The following is a 23,987-nucleotide window of genomic DNA, read 5'->3' on the forward strand; positions in this document are numbered from 1 at the left end:
TGAACGTGCTAGAAACGTAGCATGCTCGTGCCACCTCGGGCGATAGAGTGGGGCCGTGCCCCGACGTGTGGACCCGGATGCCCGGCGAGCGCAGGTCGCCGACGCCGTGATCGACGAGATCGCCGCGCACGGACTCCGCTCGGTGACCCTCGCCCGGATCTCCGCACGCTCCGGCCTGGCCATCGGGAGCATCCGGCACTACTTCGGCGACAACCTGCGGGAGGTCATGTCGTTCACGTTGGGCGTCCTGCTCCAGCGCGCGGAGCACCGCAACCCGGGGCTCTCCGGGGATCCGGCGAGCCGGGTCGCCGAGCTGGTCGTCCTCGTCGCACCCACCAGCGAGCAGGAACGCAAGGAGAACATCGCACTCGTCGAGTACCGGGTGATGGCGCGCACGGACCCGGGGTTCGCAGCCGAGGTCGCCGCGACCTCGCTCGCGGCCGCGGAGGCGATCCGGTCGCTCCTGCGCGCGGCACTGGCCGACCGTGTGATCGACGAGGAGGCACTGCACCGCGAGGCGCTGCTGCTGCTCACCCTGGTCGAGGGCTTCTCGCTCGGTTCGGCGCTGAGCCCGGCCCCGCTGCAGGAGGCCGATGTCCGCGCCGTCGTCACGGACACCCTGCACCGCATCCGTGATGCCTACCCACCTCGCCGGGAGGCGCCGGTGGAGCGCGCGGGGACCTGAGCCGCCGACGATCGCCACCCGGACGCGTGGCGCGGCGCCGCCCGGCGGCGCACCACCCCGTGGGGCCTCAGACGGTGAGGACGAGCTTGCCGCGACGATGACCGTCGTCGAGGGCCCGGTGGGCGTCCGCCGCCCGCTCGAGGGGGAATGTCTCCTCCACGTGCACCCGGAGCGCGCCCCTCTCGGCGAGGTCCACCAGGCCCCGCAGAGCCACCGGGTCGGGGTCCACCGCGATGCCGCTGAACCGCACGCCGGCGGCCTCCGCGTGAGCGATCACCGCGGCGTCGTCCTCGGCGGTCGCGGTGATCAGGTGCCCCCCACGCCGGAGCACGCGCAGGGAACGCTCCGCGATGCCGGCGCCCACCGTGTCGAGAACGATGTCGACGTCGCGGAGCGACTCCGCGAAATCGCCGGACCGGTAGTCGATCACTTCGTCCGCGCCGAGGGCTTCGACGAACTCGCGCTTGTCCGCGCCGACCGTGGTGATGACGTGCGCGCCCGCGGCCTTCGCCATCTGGATCGCGACGTGGCCGACCCCACCAGCACCGGCGTGGATCAGGACCCGGTCGCCCGCGGCCACCCGCGCGAGGTCGACCAGCCCCTGCCACGCCGTCAACCCGACGATCGGCAATGCCGCGGCCTCGACGTGGGAGAGCGAGGCCGGCTTGCGGGCGAGGTGCAGCGCCGGGACGGCGACGTACTCGGCATAGGCCTCGGCTGCACGAGGGAACAGGGACATCCCGAACACCTCGTCGCCCGGCCGGAACCTCCAGGTCAGCGCCTGCTCGACGACACCGCTGACGTCCCACCCGAGAACGAACGGCGGCCGGCCGAGCATCGGTGACTCACCCGCGCGCAGGCGGGCTTCCAGGGGGTTGAGGCCGACCGCCCGGACCCGCACGAGCACCTCGGTGGGCAGGGGGCGAGGCACGGGTGCCTCGACGACGGACAGGACAGCGGGGCCGCCGAACTCCTGTTGGGTGACGATGCGCATGAGTTCTCCTCCGGTGCTCCGGGCGGAGTCGGGAACCGCACTGCTGCCGATGCCCGCCCCTCCCACGACACCAGCGTCGACGAGCGGGAGGGTGGCGTACCACCGTCCTCCCGACAGCGAATACGGCTTACCCGCCATACGTGCGGGCGCCCGCGTCGGCGGTGGCACCACCCCTCCTCCCGAACCCACCGGGGCCTCAGGGCGGCACGGCCCGACACCGACGACCGTCCCGCGGGGTCGACCGGACCGGCAGCACGCGCCTCAGCCGTGGCCCGAGTGCCTCCTGGCGCGGTACCGCCCGGGCGTCTCGCCGACGAGCCGGGTGAAGGCCTCGATGAAGCTGCTCGGGTTCGCCCAGCCCAGTCCGACGGCGGTATCGGTGACCGAGGCCCCGCCGCTGAGCTCGACCACTGCCCGCTGGACACGGAGGAGCGTCCGCCACTGCTGGAAGCCCATGGACAGCTCGGCGCGGAACAAGCGGCTCAGCGTCCGCTCGCTCGAACCCGTCGTCCGGCCCAGCTCCGCGAGCGAGGCGCCGCTGGCGGGATCGTCGTGCAGGAGCGAGATGACGTCCCGGAGTCGCGGATCGCGCGGCTCCGGCAGTCGCAGAGGCTCCTCCGGCGCCCGGGCGAGTTCCGCCACCACGACCTGCAGCAGGAGGCGGCCCCGTGCGCCGTCCGCGGGCTCCTGGTCGTCGACGAGGGCCAGGAAGGCCTCGCGCATCAGGGCGCTCGCGACGAAGACCGACGGGTGCGCCGGAAGCTGCGCGGCATGCGGCGCAGGCACCGTCACGAACCGGACGTGCGTCTCGCCGTACGAGCGGCTCCAGTGCGCGTGGAACGGCGGAACCCAGCTGATGCGATCGGTCGGCGCCATCCAGACACCCGCCGCGGTCGAGGTGACCAGCACCCCGGACACGGCGTACCGGAGTTGCCCGAACTCGTGGGAGTGCGCCGGCACCCGCTCGCCGTGGGCCAGCGGCCCGCAGGTCTCCGACCCGTCGACGGAGGGCTCCGGCCGTTCCGGCGTCCTGCCCATGGGGGTCGACCCTGGTGTTCTCAGCGCGCTCGCGACCGTGACGTCCGCCGGGGACGCGTCGCGATCCGGGAGGAGCCGGCGTGGGCTCACCGGCCCTTGAGCCGGTTCCGGTTGGCGGCGAGGACCTCGTCCGACAGGTCCGGGGCGACGTCGGCGACCGCCCGGGAGAGCAGGAGCGCGCCGACCATCTGGCTGAACAGTGCCACCGCCTGCTCCCTGGCCTCGGCCGGGGTGATCCCGGTACCGGTCTCGCGGCCGTACTCGATCACCATGTCCGCGATGGCGTCGAAGTAGCCGTCCAGACCGCGGCGGTACTCGGCCTGCGCGTCGGCGCCGTGCCGTCCGGCGTCGGAGACGAGCGCAGCCGAGGGGCATCCGGCCTCGGGGTGGTCCCGGTGCTCGGCGTCGACGTACTGGTCGATCATGCCGTCCAGGGCGGCACGCGCCGAGCCGGGGTGTGCCGCGCGGAGGCCGTCGAGCACCGCCAGCGAGTCGATGAAGCCCTGGTGCAGGACCTCGACGGCGAGGTCGCTCTTGGACGCGAAGTGGTTGTAGAAGCCGCCGTGGGTCATGCCCGCCGACTTCATCAGTCCGTCGATGCCCGTGCCGTCGATGCCGCGCAGCCGGAACCCCTCGCCCGCCGCGGCCAGGATCCGCTCGCGGTTGCGCTGCTTCTGCTCCCGTGTGACGCGGGGCACGTCGACCACCTCCCAGGCCAGGACCCGGCCGAGTCTAGACGACTTTCGATGATGTCCACCATCAAAAACGGCCGTCCGGCTTGACGGCACCCACCTCGGGCCGTGTAGTTATTGATGTCGTCCATCATCAAAGGAGGGATTCTCGTGCGGTTCGGAACCATCGGCGCCGGGACGGTCGCGCAGGCGGTCGCCGGTCATCTGGTGAGGGCGGGGCACACCATCACCCTGAGCAACAGCCGCGGCCCCGACTCGCTGCGCGATGTCGTGGCACGGCTGGGGTCGTCGGTGCGGGCGGCGCCGGTCGAGGACGCCGCGCGGGCGGACATGGTGTTCCTGACCGTGCCGTGGCCGCGGGTCGGCGAGGCACTGGCCGGGCTCCCGCCCTGGGACGGACGCATCCTCGTGGACACGACCAACCGGATGCCGGAGTCGGCGGACGTCGGTCCCGGCGCGGCGACGCCGAGCGAGCTCGTGGCGGCGCTGGCCCCCGGCGCACGCGTGGTCAAGGCCTTCAACACGCTCCACGCCCGCTACATCGCCGCCGACCCCCGGCACCCGGAAGGGCGGCAGCTGCTGTTCCACGCCGGCGACGACACCGCGGCCAAGGCCACGTTCCACGAGCTCGCCGACCGTATCGGGTTCGCCCCGGTCGACGTCGGACCGCTGCGCGACGGCGGACGGCTGATGCAGGTCGGCGGCCCCCTCTCGGCCCTGCACGCCCTGCGCCAGGACCCGGACGGAGAGGCGCGGTGAAGGCACTCGCCTACGAGCGGGCGCACCCGCTCGACGCTTTCGCCGTCGACCTGGTCGACGTCGCCGAACCGCGGTTGCGGGCCGGTGACCTGCTGGTCGAGGTGCGGGCGATCGGCATCAACCCCGGCGAGGCCACGATCCGGCGGACCCGCAGTGCGCCGCCGGGCGGTCGCGTCGTCCTCGGATGGGAGTTCGCCGGCCTCGTCGTCGCGACCGGGCCCGCGACCACCGGATTCTCGGTCGGGGACCGGGTGATGGGCACCGGCGACATCACCCGCGACGGGAGCTGGGCCGAACGCGTCGCGGTCGACCACCGGGTCGTCGCCCCGATCGCCGACGGGCTCACGTTCGCCGACGCCGCATCCCTGCCGATCGGCGTGCTCACCGCGTGGGAGGCGCTCGTCCGCGACGGCGACGCACTGCCCGCCGGAGTCGGGACCGTCCTGGTCGTCGGCGCCGCGGGCGGTGTGGGCTCGATGGCCACGCAGCTGCTGGCGAGGTGGACGCGGGCGTTCGTGATCGGCACGGCGTCGCGGCCCGAGTCACGGGAGTGGGCCACCGCCATGGGGGCGGACCTCGTCGTCGACCACCACGGCGACCTCGCCGCCCAGCTGCGCGACGCCGGGGTCGGCCCCGTCGACCTCGTGCTGTCCACCTCGGACACCGGCAGCCGGCTCACCTCGCTCGTCGAGCTGCTGCGCCCGTTCGGGCACCTCTCCTTCGTCGACGCGCCGGGGCGCTGGGACCTGGAGGCGCTCGCCGGCAGGTCGCTGTCGCTGCACGGCGAGATGGTGTTCAGCACGATCCTCACCGGCGGCGACGACGCCCGTCAGGGCCGGATCCTCGCCCGCGCGGCAGGCGACGTCGTGGCGGGCCGCCTGCGTCCGATCGGGACGACGACGCTGCGGGGACTGACCCCCGAGGCCATGCGGGCCGCACACACGCTCGTCGAGAGCGGCCGGAGCGTCGGCAAGACCGTGATCACCCTCTGACCCGGCCCGCAGGGCCCGGGACCCCACCACGGAAGGAACGACCCGGCATGACACCGAACCTGCTGGACGGCGAGTACGTCCCCAGCTCCGACCCCACCACCCGCGACCAGGTCGAGCTCTACGAACGCACCGACGGCCGGGAGGGCGCGACCATGCTGGGCGGCCCCGTCGTCGTCCTGACCACCCGCGGGGGACGGTCGGGCACGCTGCGCAAGACCGCCCTGATGCGGATCGAGCGCGGCGGCGTCTACGCCCTCGGCGCGTCGGCCGGTGGGCAGGCCCGGCACCCGGGCTGGTTCCACAACCTGACCGCCCATCCGACGGTGCAGCTGCAGGACGGGGCCCGCCGGGCGCTGATGACCGCGCGCGTCGCCGAGGGCACCGAACGCGCGGACTGGCTCGCCTACGCCGACGGGCTGTACCCGTTCTTCGCGGACCTGCGCGAGCGCGCCGCCCTGACCGGTGGCCGGGAGGTGCCGGTGGTGCTGCTCGAACCCGTCAGGGGCTGACCCGTCGAGGAGGCCCGGCACGGAGCCGGCGGTCACGGGGCCGACCGCGAGTTGCTCGATGGTGGCTCCCTCACCAGGATCTCCTCGGCGTCGTCCGGCAGGGATGGCCTCAGCCGGCCGGTGTCCGACCCTCCGCGGACGGCTCTCCGACCGGCCCGGCGAGATGGCCCGACTGCTCGCGACACCGGCGGAGCTGCAGCTCGACCTGCTCGCCATCGACCACGGACGCACCGCTGCCGCACTCGACGTGAACGAGGTACCGGTCGAGACACCCGATGCCGGGCACCGTCGCGAGGTGCTGGCACGCCTGGGGCGGGCCGGCTACGACGTCGAGGACGAGCACTCCCGCCAGTGGCCGGTTCCTCGACCGCGCCGGACGACACACCGCCGGGCGGAGACGTGGCGCGCGGGTCGGCCCGGAGCCGGGCGACCGCCGGTCATCCCGGGCCGCCTCCGGCGCGGTAGGCCCCGGCGAACCGCACGTGGTCGATCATCATCCGTTCCGCGGCGGCACCGTCGCGTGCGGCGAGCGCATCGAGGATGCGCTCGTGCACGTCGAGATGGTGGCGCGCGTGCTCCGGGTCGAGCCAGAACGAGGTGTCCGCCGGCACCGGGAAGCTGTTGCGCACGGCCCGGGCGTGCTCGCCGAGGAACGCGGGCCCCCCGATGTCGGCAATCGCCAGGTGCAGGACCCGGCTGTTCTCACCGAGCCGGTCGTGGCGGCCCGCACGCTCGTCCTCGACCATCTCGCGGTGCAGCGCGCGCAGCGATGCCAGCTGCTCGTCGGTGATCCGCTCGGCGGCCAGCCGGGCACCGAGGCCCTCGACGACGGCGCGGACCTGGTAGTACTCCAGCAGCGCGTCCGGGGACAGGTCGATCACCGTCGCCCCGTGGTTCTGCTCGTACCGGATGAGACGGTCGTTCTCCAACCGTCGCAGCGCCTCGCGCACCGGAGTGATCGACACCCCGAGGCGGTCCGCGACCTCGGTGGCACGCAGCGGAGTCCCGCCGGGGATACGGGCATTGCGCAGGTCGTCGAGCAACGACCGGTAGACGTAGTCTGCCTTGCTGGTCGGCGGACCAGTACGGTCCGCAGCGGGTCCGCTCATACCACCGCCCCCCTCCTGCGGGCGACGCTACCGGGCCCCGCTCCCCTCCCCTCCGCACCACCCTTCCCTTCATCGCTTATATCTTATAACTTGTGAGTCATGAGCCCATTGTCGTCGCTTCGCGTGGTCGATGCCGCCACCCTGTTCGCCGGGCCCTCGGCCGCCGCGCTGCTCGGGGACTTCGGCGCGGAGGTGGTCAAGATCGAGCACCCCCGTCGGCCCGACCCCAGCCGCGGGCACGGACCGGCGAAGGACGGGGTCGGACTGTGGTGGAAGTCGATCTCGCGCAACAAGCGCACGGTCGCCGTGGACCTGTCGGTCGCCGAGGGTCAGCAGATCCTGCGCGATCTGCTCGTCGACGCCGACGTGCTGGTCGAGAACTTCCGGCCCGGCACCCTGGAGCGGTGGGGCCTGGGGCCCGAGGACCTCCTCGAACTCAATCCGGGGCTGATCGTGGCCCGGATGACCGGGTTCGGACAGTTCGGGCCGATGTCCGCACGCCCGGGGTTCGGCACGCTGGCTGAGGCCATGAGCGGGTTCGCCGCGGCCACCGGCGAGCCCGACGGGCCGCCGGTACTGCCGCCGCTCGCACTCGCCGACGGCGTCGCCGGCATCAGCATGGCGTACGCCATCATGGTCGCAGTCCAGGCCCGCACCGGGACGGGGCGCGGACAAGTGATCGACATGGCCATCATCGAACCGCTGCTGAGCCTGCTCGGCCCCCAGGTCACCGCCTACCAGGCACTCGGTGTGCTCCCGCAGCGCACCGGGAACCGGTCGGCGAGCAACGCACCGCGCAACACCTACCGCACCCGCGACGGCCGGTGGGTCGCGGTGTCCACCAGCGCCCAGTCCGTCGCCGAACGGGTCATGCACCTGGTCGGGCGTCCCGACGTCGTCGAGCAGCCGTGGTTCGCCACCGGCCAGGGCCGGGTCGCCCACGTCGACGAGCTCGACGCGGCGGTCGCCGGGTGGATCGCCGACCGCGACAGCGACGAGGTGCTCACCGAGTTCGAACGGGCGCAGGCGGCCATCGCGCTGGTGTACGACGCCTCCGACATCGTCAAGGACCCGCAGTACCAGGCACTGGGCACCTTCGTGGACCTGCCCGATCCGGAGCTCGGCGAGGTGACGGTGCAGAACGTGACCTTCCGACTCTCCGACACCCCCGGCGAGGTGCGCTGGCCCGGCCCGGCCGTCGGCAGTCACACCGACGAGGTCCTCACCGGCCTCGGGTACGACACCGAACGCATCTCGGCGCTGCGCACCACCGGAGCCGTGGCGTGAGCGCACCCCTGACCTGGCTCTACGTCCCCGGTGACCGCCCGGAACGGTTCGCGAAGGCCGCGGCGAGCGGTGCCGACGTCGTCGTGGTCGACCTCGAGGACGCCGTCGCCCCACCGGACAAGGCCCGCGCGCGGGCCATGGTCGTGGAGTACCTGACCGGTGTCCCCGACGGCCCCCCGGTACACGTCCGGATCAACGACGACGGCACCGGCCGCGACGACGTCGCGGCCCTGGCCGGTCTGTCCGGGCTGGGCGGGCTGCGGGTACCGAAGGTGGAGTCGACCGACGCGTTGGACGCGCTCGACGCCGTCCTGCCCGCCCACGTCCGCTTCTGGCCGCTCGTGGAGACCGCCCGCGGGTGCGCAACGATCGAGTCGATCGCCGCGCACCCGCGCGTCGCCGGCATCGCGCTCGGCGAGCAGGACCTCGCCGCGGCACTGCACCTGGGCTCGGACACCGCGCTCGACCACCTGAGGGTGCGGGCCGTGCTCGCCGCCGCGGCCGCCGGCCTGCCCGCGCCGCCCATGTCGGTCCATCCGCACGTCCGTGACGACGACGGCCTGTTCCGCTCCACCCGCCACGGCCGGGACCTCGGCCTGTTCGGCCGGTCGGTCATCCACCCGCGGCAGGTCCCGGTCGTCCGGGCCGCCTTCGCCCCGACCGCCCACGAGACCGAGTGGGCACTCGCCGTCGTCGAGGCCGCGGGCCGCGCCGGCGCCCGCGGGGCTGTCGCGCTGGACGACGGCACCTTCGTCGACCGGCCGGTGGTGGACCGGGCCCGCTCCATCCTCGACCTCGCCGCCCGTACCGCGGCCTGAGCACCGTCACCGCCGGGCAGCTCTGCCGCTGCCCACGCCCTCGCTACGAAGGAGTACCCATGGGCGTCGCCGTCTGGGCCCTGATCACCTACATCGCCGTCATCGTCGTCTGGAACGCCGCGCTGGGCCGCAACATCGGCGAGGCGATGCTGCTCGGCTTCCTCGTCGTGTGCCTGTTCGGCGGCGGCGACGCACTCGCCGTCGCCGGGACCGGCCTTCTCGACGCGGCGTCGGAGGAGGTCGTGTTCGCCGCGCTCGCCTTCGTGTTCATGGGCTACCTGCTCACCGAGCTCGGGCTGATCGACCGCCAGGTCTCGCTGCTCAACGCCGTGTTCGGCCGCGTCCGCGGTGGCGCAGGTTACGTCTCCACCGCCGCGGCCGCCCTGCTCGGCGGCCCGGCGGGCTCCGGCTCCGGAATCGCCGCATCGGTCGGCTCGGTCACGATCCCGTGGATGATCCGGTCCCGCTGGCGCCCCGACCTGGCCGCGGGCCTCGTCGCCGGCAACGCCGGGCTCGGCATCTCCATCCCGCCCAGCTCCTCGATGTTCCTGCTGCTCGGTTCGGCTGCCGTCGCACCCGTCCTCACCGCAGACCAGCTCCTCGTCGGGGCGTTCGTCGGCGGATTGTGGACGGTGCTGTACCGCTTCCTCGTGGTGTTCGTCTGGGTGCGACGCCACCGCATCGAGGCGATGGACGCCGAGCACGTCCTCCCGTTCGCCGCCGCGTGGCGGCAGGGCTGGACCTCGCTGCTCGTCTACCTCGGCATCGCGATCCCGGTGTTCCTCACCCTCGACAGCGGCCAGGCGCTCCTGGCCGGGCTGATCGGCTCCGACGCGGCGGGCGAGATCAGCATCATCGTCTGGATCCCGATCCTCATGATCCTCGGCTCGATGCTGGTCGCGTGGCGACGGCTCCCCCGCTCCGCGAGCGGTTGGAACGACCTGCTGGCCGCCATGGCACCGCGCTACGCCGTCATCGGCGCCACCCTGTTCTTCGCCTTCGCCGCAGCCGCCTCGCTCGGCGAACTCGGCCTGGTCGAACAGCTGTCCGCACTCATGAACGGCATCGACGCGCCGCCTTTCGTCGTCGCGGCCCTGGTCGGGCTACTGATCATCATCGTGTCCGCACCGCTCACCGGTACGGCCACCATCGCCGCCGTCGGCGGGGTGAGCTTCAGCGCGCTGCTCGCGGTCGGGGTGAACCCGGTCGCGGCTGCGGTCGCCATCCTCATCTTCGCCTCCACCGAAGGTGCCTCCCCACCCGGAGCCGCCCCGATCTACATCGCCAGCGGTATCGCCGGCGTCGACCCCGCCCGGCTGTTCGTGCGGCTGATCGTCTGGTTCGTGCTGCCGATCCTGCTCATCGGTGTACTCATCGCCACCGGCCTCCTACCGCTGTTCGTCGTCTGACCACCACGAACCACCTGACGATCGGAGCCCTCCCGTGACCGACAACGCCCCCAGCCCCCGTGAACACCTCCACCGCGGACTGCTACCCGTGTTCAAGACCGTCCTGGTCACCTTCCTACTGCTCGGCGTCGCCGTCGTGGGTGTACAGGCCGTCGGCATACTCACCGCCGACGGACCGCTGGTAGAGGGCGTGGTCGGCGTGCTCGGCCTGCCGATGACCGTCATCGCCACCGTCACCGGACTCCTCGGCTTCGCGATGTCCTATCTCTCGCCGAGCGCCGGGGCCGCCGAGGACTGACATCGATTCCAGGAGCACGAGATCTGGGACAACGCCGTCAGCCCGGTCGCCCGGATGTCGTCCTGTCCCCCGGCGGGGCACGCGATCGTCAGATCTCACCGGGCCCGGTCAGTGGGTCCGAACGGAGTCGCGAGCGGCCGATCGGCGCGTCGGGGAAGCCGACGCGGAATCTCAGGTCCGGAAGACTTGCCGGGCACGACAAGGCTGGACACGAGCAACCGCCGGGCCTGGACCGTCGACTGGTCGCCGTGACGGGCGACCGCGATCACGTCACGTCGGAACCGGCCGGGTCAGGCTCGGGAACGACAACGGTCCTGCCAGCGAGGACCACGTCCCCACACGTGTCATGCCGTGACACCCGACGGTGGCGTTGGCGACGATGAAGTCGTTCCCCTTGGTCCTCCTGCGCGTGGAGGGCCGCGCGCTCCCCGGACCGACAGACGCCCCGCGCCGATTCGGAGCGAACGAGCGCTCCGACGTGCTGCCTCTTGGAGCGGCGCACCACGGTCACGATCTCAGGCGGACCTACTCGGACTAGCGCCATCCACCGGCGCCAGGCCGATCGCCCGCGCACGCGCGAGCAACACCCCGTCCCGCTCCTCGACCGGAAGGTCCACTACGCCGAACCGCCGGTACAACGCCACCCGGACGGCAGCGTCCACGACTCGCCCCGCCCCGAGCGCGCCGAGCCCGTCGCGCTCCGCGTCGGACAGCTGCGCCGCGGATCGCACGACCCCGTCCGAGGTGACACCCGAGTACACCCGCACGTCCGACCCACCACCACGGTCCCGGTAGATCGCGGTCGTCGCGCCGAAGCGGAGGACCTGCCCGTCGAGCAGGGCGACGGCGCCCTCGACCCGTCGACCGTCGACGAAGGACCCGTTGCGCGACAGGCCGTTGTCGACGAGCGACCACCCGGTGCCGTCGTGCTCCAACCACGCGTGGACACGCGACACCTCCTGGTCCCAGCCGAGGCACAGGTCGTTGCCGGACCGACGCCCGACGCTCACCGCTCCCCGCGCCGGATCCAGTGAGACGACGACGGGACCGCCTCCGCCGTCCTGCAGAAGCAGGTGCGCCCCGCGCGGCGCGGGGAGGGCGTCGTCGGCGAGCACCCGGCGGTGCAGCTCGCGCAGCTCAGGGCCGGGTTCGACCCCCAGCTCGTCAGCGAGCATCGTGCGGGCAGTCCGGTAGGCAGCAAGCGCGTCGGCACGGCGACCGTCGCGGTACAGCGCCTCCACGAGCCGGGCCTGGAACCGCTCGCGAAGCGGATGCGCAGCCACCAGCCCCGTCAGCGCGGCGACGGCCTCGGCGTGCGCGCCGCGGTCGAGATCGACGCCTGCGCGGGTCTCCAATGCCGCGAGCCGCGCCTCCTCCAGCGCGACGGCCTCCGGTCCGGCGAACGGCAGGTCGGCGAACTCGGCGAGAGCAGGTCCACGCCACAGGGCGAGGGCGCCTGTGATCGCGTCTGCGGCGTCGTCGTGACGGCCGGCGGCATGCAGGACACGGGCCTCGGCAGCGCAGTCGAGGAACTCGTGCAGGTCGACGGCGACCGTGTCCCGCTCGAGCCGGTACCCCCGCCCGTGGGTGCTGATCACCGCGCGTCCTAGCGCGCGGCGCAGCGCGGAGACGTACACCTGCACGGTGTTCACCGCGCGACCCGGTACGCGCCCCTGCCAGCAGCCGTCGACCAGTGACGACACCGGCACCACCCGGCCGGCCTGCAACACGAGCATGGTGAGCACCGCGCGCTGCTGTTGCCCGCCCAGCGGCACGGATGTGCCGTCGCGGTCGGCCTCCACCGGTCCGAGGACGGCGACGCGGATCATCGGGGCCACCGTTGCGCCATAACGGACGCACTGACGCACCACAGGCTGTTCGCGCCGATCACCGCCGGCGCCCACGGGGTGAGCTCACCGAGGGCCAGGGCGAGGGCACCGAGCCCGAGACTGAGGCCGGCGACGACGAGGCCCGAGTAACCCAGCCACCGTGCGCTCGTCGTCGTACGCGACCACGCGATGGAGAAGGCACCCACCGCAATCGCCAGAAGAACCGTCCCCGCCTGATCGGCGAACGTCGACAGCGAGTCCAGAGTGACAATTCGAGTGGTCTCGCCAGGGGGTGTGAGCCCGGCTGCGATCACGAGCAGTACGGAGACCAGCACCAAGGTCGACCCGGCAATTCCTCCCACTCTGCCGATGCGGGACCACGTTCCCGCGGCGGCGCACAGACGGCCCAGGACCCACCACAACCCGAGCAGCGCAATCGCCGACGCTGCGTTCACCACCGCGGGCGGCAACACTGCCGGACCAGCCGAGATGTAGTAGTCGGCGATCTGTTCCGGAGAGGAGTCCGCAGGATCGTAGACCGGCGCGGAGGGCAAGGGCATGAGCATTCCGAGGAGCGGATGGAACCCCATCACCGCGCCACCGAGTGCCAGACGCCGACCCGGCGATGTCAGCACGACCACAGCCCGCAGGGACACCACTGCGACCCACAATCCGACGGCGCCGCACCCGACCGCCCAGAGGAAGAACTCTCGCTCCCATCCCGCCACCACGAGAACCGAACCCCCGGGCACTGCCACGACACAGGCGGCCGTTCGGACGGACCAGAGACCGCCTACGCGACACGATGCGACGCTCCCGAGAGCGGCGCAGACGACGACTAGCACCGCGCCGGCCGCCGACACCGTCCAGGCGCTGGCCCACAGGGCATCGACGAGTGCCCCGTTGCCCGACTCGGCGATCCGAAAGGTCGGCGCAACCCTCAGAATCTCGCCGACCGCGAGCACTGCGGCGGCGGCCGCGCCGGTGTACCGGATCCCGACGGTCACTCCTCGGCCCGGGCGGCCGAGGAGGTCCGGGAGAGCCCAGAGCCAGCCCGCGAGAAGTGCCACCGCCGTCAACGTGATCGCGGCGTCGGACAGAGGCGCCGCACGATCGGCGGTGTAGTAGACGAGGAGCTCGGACGCACCGGACGAGCCGTCCGGGAGAACATGGGGCGGCACCATGAACGCGCTGCCCCACGCGAGAAGAAAAGCACAACCGACCCCACTCGCGATTCCTCCCCAGGATCGCGTCGTCGGCACCGCAGGAGCACGTTTCCTCGCCTGATCAGCAGCACCCCTGAGCATGCTTGCGAACTCGCCGGCTGTCGCCGGTCGGTCATGGGGATTCTTGGCCAGCGCCGCGGAGACAGCCTCATCGACTGTGATCGGTAGCTCCGGAACCAGCGCCGTCAGCGACGGAACCGGGTCAGCGACATGAGCCCAGATCGTCGCGACATCGGAGTCCCGGCGGTGCGGAGGACGTCCCGCCAGCAACTCGAACAGCAGGCATCCCAGCGCGTAGACGTCGGCACGACCGTCGACCGGATCGCCCTTGACCTGCTCCGGAGATACGTAGTCCAGCGTCCCCACCCAGCTACCCGTACCGGTCAAGCCGGTCTGTGAGCTGGTACGGGTCGTGAGCCCGAAGTCGGCGAGCAGAACGTGGTCACCATCGAGCAGCACGTTGCTGGGCTTGACGTCACGATGAACGAGGCCGACCCGGTGAGCAGCGTCGAGGGCGGACGCGATCTGATCAACTACTCGAGTTGCTCTGTCGAGGGTGAACGGTCCCGAAGTCCTCAGGACGCCGGCGAGGTCCGTCCCGTCGACGAGCGGCATGACCAGATACGGCTGCCCGCGGTCCTCCCCGCTGCAGAGGACCGGAAGCACATGGGGGTGGTCCAGTGCAGCGGCGGCCTCCGCCTCCCGGGCGAATCGGCGGCGGACGACCGGGTCCTCCGCGATGCCCTCCGCCACGACCTTGAGGGCGACGGTCCGGCCGGTGACCGGCTCGACGGCGCGGAACACCACGCCCATCCCGCCTCGGCCCAGCTCATCGAGGAGTCGGTACCCCCCGACGATCGCCCCGGGCAGGACATCGGACACGACAGGCCTCCCTCGATCGCATCGACGCTCTCGTCGGGAGGGCCTGACCTGTTACCTATGACGTGCCGTCTACTCGGAGGATCACCGGCATCCGTTGGACGAGTAGTTGCAGGCCGGGGCGAGGATGCGATCGATCGCGGCCTGATTCGCTCGCCGGATCTCCTCCTGGAGCTGCAGGTGCTGCTGCTGTGCAGGTGTCGTCGGTGCGCCACTGAGCTGCACGGGTGTCGTCGTCACCGCCGGGGCCAGCCAGATGGTCTCCCCTGCCGACGTGTGGGTCTCGACCTGCACGACAGCTGGATCCGCGGTGAGTACGCGCCGCGCAGAGTTGCCGGGGACGTACCAGTAGGTCCACGCCCCGTCCTCCTGGGCGGTCGCCAGAACGGTCCCGAGGGTGTCGTCCTTGTTCAACGCGCGAAACTCCACGCGCCCGGGCACGACCTGCCCGTTCTCGGTGCCCTGCGCAATGCAGGCGTCGACGAACCACTCCGACCCACGCTGCACGTAGTGGCAACCGTCGGAGGCGATCATCCCGGTCGTGACGACACCGATGAACGATGTCGCCGTCTCCCGGTGTGCAGTCGCCGGCGGCGACGAGACCTCGGCTGCTGAAGCCTGGCCGGTGATGAACCCGGCCCCGGCAACGGCAACGACAAGAGCGAGGGCTGCGAGCGAGCGGCGCATGAGGTGTCCTTCCAACAGTGTTCGATGTCGGAACCGACTGTCGCTCCATGCGTTGAGTGATCGTTGAGAAGCAGCTCGCACCGGATCCCGGTAGCCGGACACCGGCTGGTCGTAGGCGGAGTTCGAGCGCGTTCACAGGACTGCCGCTTCAGCGCCAACGGAACCCGTGAACCGTCCAGCTCCGCCCATTCGGGCGGGCATCTCATCCCCGGGAGAACCAACGCGTCGGTCCATCGCCCGGTTGCCACGGTGCTCTGTTTGCCGGCGGCGAGCTCCGACCCGACGCAATGACGCTCGACCAATGCAGAGGCAGCCGACTGCTGATGGTGGGCGCGGCAGGGTTCGAACCTGCGACCGCTCGGGTGTAAAGAGCGCGGAAGACGGCCACCAGGGCAACGACCTGCGACAACGTTCTCTGCGACAGTCCCGTCGGAGGACCACAGCCACCTCCGATGACCAGAGTTCGTGTCACGAGCGGTGTCACGCGGGCTGGGTCGTCGAGGGGCGTGGACGATCACCCGAGAATCGCGGCGATTCTCTATAGGTAGGTCGTGACAGCGAACTCGGGGACAGACGCTCCCGCCGGCCGCGACGGCTGTAATCAAACAGCTCGTCGATGTCGGGGACAACCTGCTCGTGGAAGCCCGTGTGCCAGCGTGAGACCGCCGATTCCGGCGCTGATCGCCATCACGATTACGACCGCCACGCCGACCTGCGGCGGCGCTCCGCCGTGCGGATCGCCCACGCCACCACGCCGAGCGCAGCGAGAGTTAACGGCAGCCCCATCGCGATCTTCACCGTGGCGAGCCTGCCGATCTCGTGGGCGTCCAGGAGCTCGCCCTGCACCGTGAAGCGCGCGCCGAACATTGCGGCACAGGCCAGGGTCGCTGTCGTCATTGCACGGCGGGACGGCCGATCGCCACGCCACGCCATCGGCTCTCGACGGGCAACACTCCACAGCACGCCGACCAGCGGGAACCCGATGGCCACGGACCCCAGGAGGGCAACGCCCGCGCCGAGGCTCCACCAGATGTCGGGCAGGAAGATCCCCGCGTCCGACCCGGTCGACCAGGCGATCGCGGCGGTCACGCCGATTCCGACCAGACCCGAGGCCACGCGCACGACCGACCGACCGGTAAGGGTGGCGAGAACGGTGAGCAGCAGTGCTGTCGCCGCTGCGACCAGGACGCCGACGACCAGGCCGGACCAGGTCGTAACTGCGACGAACACCGCGGAGGGCACCGCCGAGGCCACGAGCTCCTCGACTCGGCCGCGCCTCACGGAGCAGCCTCAAGGTCAATGCGTACGACGACGGCCCGCCCACCTGCACGACGCGGGCGCCCGAGCGCGAGAACCAGCCGGAACCACCGGAAGGACAGCCCGTACTGGGCACCGAGCAGCGACAGTCCCACCTCGCGCTCCGCCCCGTCCACCACGTAGGCGCGGCCATGGCGCCACTCTCCCCGGGCCGTGCCATCAAAGTCCGACAACGCGACCTGTACCCGGGGATCCCGCCGGAGCCGTCTCACCTTTCGGGAGCGCTCTGGCGTGAGCAGGTAGTGCCGACCGTCGCCGCGCGCGGCGAGCCAGACCGGCGTCACACGACCACGACCGTCGACACCGAACGTCCGCAGCGCGAAGTAGCGCCCCTCACTCGTCTCTCGTCGTCTCATGCCGACCCCCAACACCGAAAGAGCACGACTCCGACCCCGACCCCGGGGAGGCCGTATGACCGGACACGTCCGTCGCTGCCTCGACACGGGCCGCTTCCGTGGCAACCCGACACTCGCCAGGGTGTGGAGTGCACAGCTGTGGTCCATGCAGCACGGGATGGCCACGCTGGCGCTCGCCGCCACCGCCACGCCCGATCAGATTCGGTTCGTCCTGCAAGACATGGCCGAGCGGCTCTGCCGGGGCTACGGGACGATCCCGCGCAAGCCCACCACTCGGTCACCTCGGCCACCACCGCGCGGGACCGGGGGAATCGTGAGACGACGGACGCTTCTCGCCGTCCTTGCCCTCGAACCGGCCGCCAAGTGCGCGGACCCCCTGGGGACGCAGAGCCCCGCAGACTGACGTTCCCGATGTCTCCGCACCCGTCTCGAAAGGCTGGAGACCCCGTTCGGGAGGCGACTCGGCCGTGTACGCCCGCGACACGGCCAGCGGAGCCGAGGGGCACGCACCGGGTCGGCGAGCGCCTCGGTCCTCCGCGTTCAAGACCCTTGCCGACGAGGCCTGCTACGCGACCGCTCTGCCTCACTGTCGAACAGTGCCATCCGCTGCCGAAGTCGCCGAGGTGCGCAGTCCTGCACCCGCGCCCGCCGAACCGTCGTTGGTTCGGCGGGCGCGTCCTCGTATCGGAGCGGGATTTACTCCGGTGCCGACTGCAGAGCGCGAACCTCGACCCGGGACTGCAGAGCAGCCGAAGCCTGCTCGGCCCAGACCAATGCCGCCTCCTGGTCGGCCGCCTCGATGATCCAGAAGCCGCCCACGTACTGGTCGGCCTTCACGAACGGCTCCAGGATGCGGATCGTTCCGGTGCTCGTCACCTCGACCGTGACCGCGGTCGACGGCGGCTCCAGACCGCCCGCGGTGACGAATGCGCCGGCCTCGTTCAGGTCGGTGTTGAACTTCTCCACTGCGGCCATGATCGCTTCCAGCTCGGCCGGGTCCATGTCCTGCATCGACTCCATCGTCGGCTCGTCGGCGGTGTCGTGCGGGAGGGTCAGGAAGTACTGCGTCATGGGAATCTGCTCCATCTCGAGTGGTGGACGAACATCTGACGGGTTTGGTGGCCGGATCCGCGGTGAGCGCCGCTTCGGCGCGCCCGAGCTCGGCGGGCGGGGCCGGTCGGCCCGGCAGCACGACGTTCGGGGGCGTCGTACGGTCGGAGTACGGACACCTGCCGGCTGCGCGGAGCCTCGACGCTGCGCTGCATCGGCGGAGACATCGGTGACGACGCGGCGCATCCCGGCCGTCTCCCGGCGGGTGTCACAGCGCAGTGCGCTCACGACGCCATGGCCCAGAGGGTGGTCAGCGCGTCGTTGATCGCATCCGGTTGTTGTGTCTGCGGGTAGAAGCCCGGCACGGTGAGCAGCTCGGCGCCGATGCGCTCGGCGAGGACGCGGGCCGCCGCCGTCAACGGTTCGCCGGCCAGGCGTCGATACTCTGCGGGTGCCCCAGCCCAGTCGCCGACAATCACCGAGGCCGGCCACGATGCGGCAGCGAGCGGGTCCAGTTCGATCTCGGCGTCCCAGCAGGGCCGCTCCCCCATGGACGTCCAGGCCACACGCAGCCGCTGCGGAGTCGCGGGCGGTGTGGGCATCCCGAGCGGCTCGGTGGACAGGCGCAGGTAGTCCGCGGCGGTGAGGTCGGCAGGGAGTGACGCGGTGGAGGAGCGGGCCCGGGTGAGCATGTCCCGCACCACCGGTTCGTCCTCGGCGACACGCAGCGCCCCGGGTTGGATCAGACACAGCGACCGGACGAGATCGGGCCGGGCGGAGGCGGCGAGCATCGCGGCGACCCCGCCGTAGGAGTGTCCGACGAGGTGGGCGCCGTCGCCGAGGAGCGCGATGACGTCCTCGGCGTCGACCGCGTAGTCGGTCCGGTACGGGCCCTCGAGGTCGGGGCTGTCGCCGTGACCGCGGCGGTCCATCAGGATCAGCCGGCGGTGTGCGGCCAGTGGGCGTTGGTGGCCGAACCCGTAGCGGTCGTCGGTGCCCCAGGACAGCACACCGTGCACGAACACCGCGGGTGGCTCGGCGGCCCCCGGCACGGCCAGAACGGTCGCGTTCACTGCGGCCATGTGGAACCTGCACCTCCTCACTGCGATGTCGTGGTGCGGTGGTGTCGCTGCCAGATCTCGGCCGAGACCGCGGTCGGGTCCGCGCCGACGGTCGGCGGGAGGTCCCAGATCCGGGTCAGCCACTCGTCGGGCCGGTACCGCGGCCAGCCCGGATCCCCGCTGGCGGCGAACTGCGTCCAGGCCGACCGCATCGCCGTGGACAGCGTGACGAACTCGCCGGGTTGGGCACCGAGGTCCCAGCCGAGCGGGCCGGTCGGGAGACCGAACACGAACGACTGGTCGAGACCGTGGTAGGCGCCCAACACCGGATCCCCGACCCAGCCGAACTCATAGAAGAACGTGCGACCGCCGGCCTCGGAGTGGGCACGGGCAACCTTGTGCGCGGGCAGCCGGAAGAACGCATCGGAGAGCACCAACGTGGACAGGTCACTGTCGCCGATACCGGGTCGGGCGTGGCGATAGGCGTCCATCGCAGCCGGATCCAGGCCGACACCACGGGCCACACCGGCCGGATCGGCCGCGGCCGGGTCCAGGTTCGCCGTGAACATGCGCGCCTCGGCCGCGGTGCATCCGCAGATCAGGTCGATGCAGCGGCCGACGCCCCGCCGCATCGCCGCCCACGGCAACTCGCCGAGCAGCTCACCGTCCAGGACCACGCCGTAGGGACTGTTCGGATGACTCCAGGCATCCGGATCGGCGGACATCAGCGCCACCGGGTTCCACTGCACGTCGTGGATCGCTTCAGCGGGGACGGCGGCGAGGGCCTCGGCAGTCGGGGCGACACCGAGCTCCTCGGTGATCATCGTGGAGACGGCGCGCGCTTCCTCCGGCGGGACGAACACGTGGCCGGGACTCTGGACGATCCCGCGGTGGAACACCCCGTCCGCGCGGCCCCCGGCGAGGACCGCGGCGATCGAGGTCGCACCTGCGGACTGACCGAACACCGTCACCCGACCCGGGTCACCGCCGAACGCGACGATGTTGTCCTGCACCCACTGCAGCGCGGCGAGCTGGTCGAGTACCCCGCGGTTCCAGGGGGCGTCGCGCACCCAGCCGAATCCTTCGTAGCCGACCCGGTAGTTCACCGACACCAGCACCACCCCGTCCCGGGCCAGCCGTGTGCCGTCGAAGCCCGGGGTGTTCGCCGAGCCGCCGACGAAACCTCCGCCGTGCACCCACACCAGCACCGGCAATCCGTCACCGCCGGCACCGTCTCGTGCTCGCGGTGTCCAGACGTTGAGCGTCAGACACTCCGCGCCGGACGCACCACGCAGATCGGCGAGCTCACCGGTGGTGGCCCCGGAGACAGCGGACGGGATCGCCTGCTGCGGAACCCACGCCCCGAACTCGCGTGCCTCCCGCACACCAGCCCACCCCGGAGCCGGTCGCGGCGCCCGGAACCGCAACGCCCCGTGCAGCGGAGCGGCGTAAGGGATCCCCAGAAACGCCACCACATCGACATCCGGCACACCCCTCACCGCGCCGGACCTCGTCCTCACCACCCCGTCCACGGCAATCCTCCTGTCGCGACGGACACCTCATGCCTGGTCCCGGCATCACCGCGTCCCAGACCACCTGGTCGAAGGGGGCGGGCACGACGGAGCGGAGGGTCCTGAGGGGGCCGGTCGTCATGAATACCGCCGGTCACCACATGTCCCTCCCCCGGCGCTCCTGCACGTGCCTCCGCGATCCGTACCCGTGCCCGCTCGGACACGGGCTCCGCTTCCTGCCGGTAGAACCAGGATTATAGGTCAAGTGTATTATGTCAACCGTATTGGCGAGCCCCCGGGCACGAGGGAGGAACCGGCATGCCCAAGCAGGTGGACCACCGCAGGCGCCGCGAGACGATCGCCCGCGCACTGTGGCGGGTGGTGGAGCAACGCGGCGTCGCACAGCTGACGATGCGCGTGGTGGCACAGGAGGCGGGCATGTCGCTCGGGCAGCTGCAGCACTACTTCGCCTCCCGGACCGCCATGCTCTCCTTCGCCATGGACTTCGCATCCGAGCAGACCTCCGCACGCATAGGCCGAGGACTGGGGAAGCTCGGGGACCAGCCGCACCCCCGCGACGTGCTGCGGGTGACACTCGCGGAGATGCTGCCCCTGCATGCCGACGCCCGTGCGACAAGCCGCATGAGCGCCGCCTACGTCCTGGAGGCACTGCACGACGACGCCGTACACGAGCAGGCACGCCACGGCCTCACCCAAGGGCGGACCCTCGTCGAGCAGCTGGTCCGCCAGGCCATCGCCGACGGGCACATCGACACCGACCGCGACCCGGCAACCGAGACAAACCTGCTCCTCGCCCTCACTGGCTTCACCCCCCTGATCGAACTCGGCGTGATCGAACCCCAGGACGCCCTCGCCGCAATCGACGCGCACCTGGACCGGCTGTTCAGGAGCGACGAACGGCGGCGCGCCCAGCTCCGAGAATCCGACGACCAGGAGGCGCCGCACTGACAGTCAGGAATGTCTCCCCCGATCCCGGGGCGAGGATCTCACGTTGCCTGTGGTCGCGTCTGAGCTTTCAGGCGTCGAACATCGCGGTCCCGGATCAGCGGGGCGATCACCGCTCGGCGACTTCTCGTGGGTCGAGGTCGCTCGCAACGGTCGTTCGATCCCGACAGGGCGCCGATCGTGGTGGCGGTACCGGACCGCCGTGGCGATCGCGTCGGACAGCGCATCGACGTCGAGTCCGACGAGGTGGTCCCCCTGGATGACCGGCCCGCCGCTCCCGGCGCGAGCCCCTGCCGATCCGATTCGCGACCGGTCGAACACGCGGACGAGCGCCGACCGACAGCAGCCGGCTCGAGAGCGTCGGCCGCGTGAGCGCCACGGCAGCGCCTCAGCGCGGCATCCGTACGGGCCGCCGCCCGCGGTCCGAGATCTCGTCGCTCGACGGCTGCAGGACTGCTCGTCCTCCAGCAACACGTCGGGTCCGAGTGAATCCGGTAGCGGTCCGGCCTGTCCGCCGCCTGCTGCCCTCCGGCGAGCGAGGCACAGCCATCGTCGACGAACTGCTCACTGCCGTTATCACCGCGCCCGCGACGGCGACCTCCCGATCACACAGATCGGGGCCCTCCTCGACGGCGACAGCGACGACCGGACCGTCGCGCTGGCAGCAATGACCGGCAACCCCTCGCTCGACGGCGCAGCAGTCCTCCGCTCGATACGCCGGCCGGGCTCAGCCAACGCGTAGCACTACATCCTGTGCGCCACTTCGGCCGCTTGGTCGACTCAGCTTGGTACCGACCAGCGAACCCGCCTCCTCGCCGCCATCGACGACGACAACCACACGGACAGATCGAAGGAGACCCACAACGGCAAGAGATCGCCGCACGACTGCGGGCAACACCTCTCCCATGTGTATCCCACCGGGACCCGTGAACCATCGAGCTCCGACCACTCAGGGGGACATATCATCTCTGGGAGAACCACCGCGTTGGTCTTATCGCCGGCTGTCACGGTACTCCGTTCGCCGGTGACAATCTTCAACCCGACGCAAACGGCGCTCACCTAACGCGGCGACAGCCGACTGCTGATGGTGGGCGCGGCAGGAATCGAACCTGCGACCTATCGGGTGTAAAGCGCGCGGAAGACGTCGCCCAGGGGCCACGACCTGCGACAACGTTCTCTGCGACGGTCCCGTCGGAGGACCACAGCCACCTCCGATGACCAGAGTTCGTGTCACGAGCGGTGTCACGCGGGCTGGGTCGTCGAGGGGGCATGGACGATCACCGGAGAATCGCGACGATTCCTCTCACTAGGTCGTGACAGCGAGCTCAGGGGGACAGACGCTCCCATCGGCCGCGACGTAGCTCGGATCGTCGCGACGAAGTCAGTACACGTTGAGACACTTTGATGTACCGGCCGTCGCCTGGTCAGATCAGTTGTCGCGATCAGTGAGCCATGAGCCGGCGGATGGTGGTTCGTCCACCAGGACTGCGAATCCGTCCAGGTGCCGGGCCAAGCTGTAGTCGAACAGCTCATCGATGTCGGGAACGACCTGCTCGTGAACCTGTGCGAGCAGGGGGAACCGCCCACTGGCGAACAGCTCGTCGATCCGTGCACGCTGCGCATGCAGCCACCGGGCCAGCGAGACACCTGTCTCCTGTTCGGCCTCCACCTCGTCCGCCGTGGACAGTGCGGCGTTGATCACCAACGAATGCAGCGCCAATGCCTCCTGCATCCGCGTACGCAGCGATAGGCCGAGACCGTCGAGCGCACGCAAGGTCCACTCGGTGTGCACCATCATGTTCGGTGCCAGCGAGGGCCGGGTGAACGACACCGCTCGGGGCAGCCAGAGGTGTCGCCGGCACAGCCCCCACTGCCGCCGCGCGATCAGCTCCAGTTTGGCTCGCCAGCCGTCGGGGCCCGGCTCGGGTAATTCCAGCTCCCCGAAGACCAGGTCGGCCATCTCAGTCATCAGGTCGTCCTTGTTCGCGATGTGGCGATAGAGGGACATCGCCCCCACGCCGAGCTCGGCGGCGACCCGCCGCATGGACACTGCGCCCGCACCCTCGACGTCGGCGATCGCGACAGCGGTCCGCAGCACGTGCTCGCGACTGAGCGCCTGCTTCGCTCCGCCGGCCGGACGCGGCGGGTACGGCCGGGAAGCGGACGTGTGCGCCCGGCCCGGCCGGCGCGGTCCGTTCGTGGAGGCGCTGACGACGGTGCCAGAGCCCACCTTCGCCTCGACCAGGCCCTCATCGCGCAGGACAGCGAGAACCTTCGTCGCGGTCGCGATCGCGACGTTCCATCGGTCGGCGATCTGCCGGATGGACGGAATCCGGTCCCCCGGCCTCAGATCACCAGATCGGATTCGGGCCGCGAACTCCCCGGCGATCCGTCGGTAGAGCGGCTCCATCTGAGCGTCCTCCGGCATGCGGGCCTCCTGAGCGTAGTCGTCGACAACGGCGGGAGTGCACTAGTTCATTTCCGCCGCACTAGTTCACTTCACAAAGGCTCCTGA

22 protein-coding genes are annotated in these 23,987 nt (G+C 71.2%); 9 read left to right on the plus strand and 13 right to left on the minus strand.

The window, feature by feature from the left end:
• Nucleotides 1-55: 55 nt before the first annotated feature.
• Complete coding sequence (locus tag ND486_RS23080; RefSeq protein ID WP_251786574.1) at nucleotides 56-685, plus strand: TetR/AcrR family transcriptional regulator; 630 nt, start codon at nucleotides 56-58, stop codon at nucleotides 683-685.
• Between the two features lie 67 nt (nucleotides 686-752).
• Here the strand turns inward: ND486_RS23080 and ND486_RS23085 are convergent, their stop codons facing one another.
• The 3 genes from ND486_RS23085 to ND486_RS23095 all read right to left on the minus strand — a co-directional run bounded on the left by ND486_RS23085 (nucleotide 753) and on the right by ND486_RS23095 (nucleotide 3,415).
• On the minus strand, nucleotides 753-1,679 hold the full coding sequence (locus ND486_RS23085) for an NADP-dependent oxidoreductase (protein ID WP_251786575.1): 927 nt from the start codon (nucleotides 1,677-1,679) through the stop codon (nucleotides 753-755).
• A gap of 261 nt (nucleotides 1,680-1,940) precedes the next feature.
• Entirely contained in the window at nucleotides 1,941-2,717 is a 777-nt protein-coding gene (locus tag ND486_RS23090) for a helix-turn-helix domain-containing protein (protein WP_285899155.1), read from the minus strand.
• An 86-nt stretch (nucleotides 2,718-2,803) separates the two neighbouring features.
• Entirely contained in the window at nucleotides 2,804-3,415 is a 612-nt protein-coding gene (locus ND486_RS23095; RefSeq protein ID WP_251786577.1) for a TetR/AcrR family transcriptional regulator, read from the minus strand.
• Between the two features lie 144 nt (nucleotides 3,416-3,559).
• On the opposite strand from ND486_RS23095, the gene ND486_RS23100 reads away from it, so the two are divergent.
• From ND486_RS23100 to ND486_RS23110, 3 genes are read left to right on the plus strand one after another with little or no spacing between them, the layout of a single operon-like run.
• The gene (locus tag ND486_RS23100; RefSeq protein WP_251786578.1) at nucleotides 3,560-4,168 is read left to right on the plus strand and encodes an NAD(P)-binding domain-containing protein; all 609 of its coding nucleotides are present in this window, start codon (nucleotides 3,560-3,562) and stop codon (nucleotides 4,166-4,168) included.
• Nucleotides 4,165-5,160 carry an alcohol dehydrogenase catalytic domain-containing protein gene (locus ND486_RS23105; RefSeq protein ID WP_251786579.1) on the plus strand — a complete coding sequence of 332 codons (996 nt, stop codon included), beginning with the start codon at nucleotides 4,165-4,167 and terminating at the stop codon, nucleotides 5,158-5,160. The genes ND486_RS23100 and ND486_RS23105 overlap by 4 nt, the downstream gene beginning before the upstream one ends.
• Nucleotides 5,161-5,207: 47 nt before the next feature.
• Nucleotides 5,208-5,669 (plus strand): nitroreductase/quinone reductase family protein, encoded by a 462-nt coding sequence (locus ND486_RS23110; RefSeq protein ID WP_251786580.1) that lies wholly within the window; start codon nucleotides 5,208-5,210, stop codon nucleotides 5,667-5,669.
• Nucleotides 5,670-6,106: 437 nt separating this feature from the next.
• Here ND486_RS23110 and ND486_RS23115 read toward each other — a convergent pair whose 3' ends face one another.
• Entirely contained in the window at nucleotides 6,107-6,778 is a 672-nt protein-coding gene (locus ND486_RS23115) for a GntR family transcriptional regulator (RefSeq protein ID WP_251786581.1), read from the minus strand.
• A gap of 99 nt (nucleotides 6,779-6,877) precedes the next feature.
• Here ND486_RS23115 and ND486_RS23120 point away from each other — a divergent pair, with 99 nt between their 5' ends.
• From ND486_RS23120 to ND486_RS23135, 4 genes are read left to right on the plus strand one after another with little or no spacing between them, the layout of a single operon-like run.
• Nucleotides 6,878-8,065 (plus strand): CaiB/BaiF CoA-transferase family protein, encoded by a 1,188-nt coding sequence (locus ND486_RS23120; RefSeq protein ID WP_251786582.1) that lies wholly within the window; start codon nucleotides 6,878-6,880, stop codon nucleotides 8,063-8,065.
• On the plus strand, nucleotides 8,062-8,883 hold the full coding sequence (locus tag ND486_RS23125; protein WP_251786583.1) for a CoA ester lyase: 822 nt from the start codon (nucleotides 8,062-8,064) through the stop codon (nucleotides 8,881-8,883). Before ND486_RS23120 ends, ND486_RS23125 begins: the two co-directional genes overlap by 4 nt.
• A 59-nt stretch (nucleotides 8,884-8,942) precedes the next feature.
• Complete coding sequence (locus ND486_RS23130; protein ID WP_251786584.1) at nucleotides 8,943-10,292, plus strand: TRAP transporter large permease subunit; 1,350 nt, start codon at nucleotides 8,943-8,945, stop codon at nucleotides 10,290-10,292.
• A gap of 34 nt (nucleotides 10,293-10,326) precedes the next feature.
• Nucleotides 10,327-10,590: a hypothetical protein gene (locus ND486_RS23135; RefSeq protein ID WP_251786585.1), complete on the plus strand. Its 264-nt coding sequence runs from the start codon at nucleotides 10,327-10,329 to the stop codon at nucleotides 10,588-10,590.
• 515 nt (nucleotides 10,591-11,105) lie between these two features.
• Here ND486_RS23135 and ND486_RS23140 read toward each other — a convergent pair.
• From ND486_RS23140 to ND486_RS29905, 8 genes are all read right to left on the minus strand, one after another.
• Nucleotides 11,106-12,392 (minus strand): BTAD domain-containing putative transcriptional regulator, encoded by a 1,287-nt coding sequence (locus tag ND486_RS23140; RefSeq protein WP_251786586.1) that lies wholly within the window; start codon nucleotides 12,390-12,392, stop codon nucleotides 11,106-11,108.
• A 23-nt stretch (nucleotides 12,393-12,415) separates the two neighbouring features.
• On the minus strand, nucleotides 12,416-14,527 hold the full coding sequence (locus tag ND486_RS23145; RefSeq protein WP_251786587.1) for a serine/threonine-protein kinase: 2,112 nt from the start codon (nucleotides 14,525-14,527) through the stop codon (nucleotides 12,416-12,418).
• A gap of 81 nt (nucleotides 14,528-14,608) precedes the next feature.
• Nucleotides 14,609-15,211: a hypothetical protein gene (locus ND486_RS23150; RefSeq protein WP_251786588.1), complete on the minus strand. Its 603-nt coding sequence runs from the start codon at nucleotides 15,209-15,211 to the stop codon at nucleotides 14,609-14,611.
• Nucleotides 15,212-15,904: 693 nt separating this feature from the next.
• Nucleotides 15,905-16,465: a DUF3159 domain-containing protein gene (locus tag ND486_RS23155; protein WP_251786589.1), complete on the minus strand. Its 561-nt coding sequence runs from the start codon at nucleotides 16,463-16,465 to the stop codon at nucleotides 15,905-15,907.
• 23 nt (nucleotides 16,466-16,488) lie between these two features.
• Complete coding sequence (locus ND486_RS30075; RefSeq protein ID WP_374231696.1) at nucleotides 16,489-17,031, minus strand: pyridoxamine 5'-phosphate oxidase family protein; 543 nt, start codon at nucleotides 17,029-17,031, stop codon at nucleotides 16,489-16,491.
• Between the two features lie 549 nt (nucleotides 17,032-17,580).
• Nucleotides 17,581-17,955, minus strand: coding sequence for a YciI family protein (locus tag ND486_RS23160; protein ID WP_251786590.1), 375 nt, complete (start codon nucleotides 17,953-17,955; stop codon nucleotides 17,581-17,583).
• Nucleotides 17,956-18,218: 263 nt separating this feature from the next.
• Nucleotides 18,219-19,016: an alpha/beta fold hydrolase gene (locus ND486_RS23165; RefSeq protein ID WP_251786591.1), complete on the minus strand. Its 798-nt coding sequence runs from the start codon at nucleotides 19,014-19,016 to the stop codon at nucleotides 18,219-18,221.
• Between the two features lie 17 nt (nucleotides 19,017-19,033).
• A complete protein-coding gene (locus ND486_RS29905; protein ID WP_308215874.1) occupies nucleotides 19,034-20,527 on the minus strand; it encodes a carboxylesterase family protein in 1,494 nt (497 codons plus the stop codon).
• 297 nt (nucleotides 20,528-20,824) lie between these two features.
• On the opposite strand from ND486_RS29905, the gene ND486_RS23175 reads away from it, so the two are divergent.
• Nucleotides 20,825-21,475 carry a TetR/AcrR family transcriptional regulator gene (locus ND486_RS23175; RefSeq protein WP_251786592.1) on the plus strand — a complete coding sequence of 217 codons (651 nt, stop codon included), beginning with the start codon at nucleotides 20,825-20,827 and terminating at the stop codon, nucleotides 21,473-21,475.
• Between the two features lie 1,426 nt (nucleotides 21,476-22,901).
• Here ND486_RS23175 and ND486_RS23180 read toward each other — a convergent pair.
• Nucleotides 22,902-23,882: a TetR/AcrR family transcriptional regulator gene (locus ND486_RS23180; RefSeq protein ID WP_251786593.1), complete on the minus strand. Its 981-nt coding sequence runs from the start codon at nucleotides 23,880-23,882 to the stop codon at nucleotides 22,902-22,904.
• Nucleotides 23,883-23,987 lie beyond the last annotated feature (105 nt).

It is taken from the genome of Pseudonocardia sp. DR1-2 (genome assembly GCF_023717215.1).
GTDB classification, from domain to species: Bacteria; Actinomycetota; Actinomycetes; order Mycobacteriales; family Pseudonocardiaceae; genus Pseudonocardia; species Pseudonocardia alni.

What these genes read in the sequence shown, in the direction of transcription:
- ND486_RS23110 (WP_251786580.1), top strand. Translation starts at nt 5,208, where the DNA reads ATGACACCGAACCTGCTGGACGGCGAGTACGTCCCCAGCTCCGACCCC.
- ND486_RS23130 (WP_251786584.1), top strand. Translation starts at nt 8,943, where the DNA reads ATGGGCGTCGCCGTCTGGGCCCTGATCACCTACATCGCCGTCATCGTC.
- ND486_RS30075 (WP_374231696.1), bottom strand. Translation starts at nt 17,031, where the DNA reads ATGGACCACAGCTGTGCACTCCACACCCTGGCGAGTGTCGGGTTGCCA.
- ND486_RS23120 (WP_251786582.1), top strand. Translation starts at nt 6,878, where the DNA reads ATGAGCCCATTGTCGTCGCTTCGCGTGGTCGATGCCGCCACCCTGTTC.
- ND486_RS23160 (WP_251786590.1), bottom strand. Translation starts at nt 17,955, where the DNA reads ATGACGCAGTACTTCCTGACCCTCCCGCACGACACCGCCGACGAGCCG.
- ND486_RS23085 (WP_251786575.1), bottom strand. Translation starts at nt 1,679, where the DNA reads ATGCGCATCGTCACCCAACAGGAGTTCGGCGGCCCCGCTGTCCTGTCC.
- ND486_RS23180 (WP_251786593.1), bottom strand. Translation starts at nt 23,882, where the DNA reads ATGGAGCCGCTCTACCGACGGATCGCCGGGGAGTTCGCGGCCCGAATC.
- ND486_RS23175 (WP_251786592.1), top strand. Translation starts at nt 20,825, where the DNA reads ATGCCCAAGCAGGTGGACCACCGCAGGCGCCGCGAGACGATCGCCCGC.
- ND486_RS23115 (WP_251786581.1), bottom strand. Translation starts at nt 6,778, where the DNA reads ATGAGCGGACCCGCTGCGGACCGTACTGGTCCGCCGACCAGCAAGGCA.
- ND486_RS23150 (WP_251786588.1), bottom strand. Translation starts at nt 15,211, where the DNA reads ATGCGCCGCTCGCTCGCAGCCCTCGCTCTTGTCGTTGCCGTTGCCGGG.
- ND486_RS23090 (WP_285899155.1), bottom strand. Translation starts at nt 2,717, where the DNA reads ATGGGCAGGACGCCGGAACGGCCGGAGCCCTCCGTCGACGGGTCGGAG.
- ND486_RS23165 (WP_251786591.1), bottom strand. Translation starts at nt 19,016, where the DNA reads ATGGCCGCAGTGAACGCGACCGTTCTGGCCGTGCCGGGGGCCGCCGAG.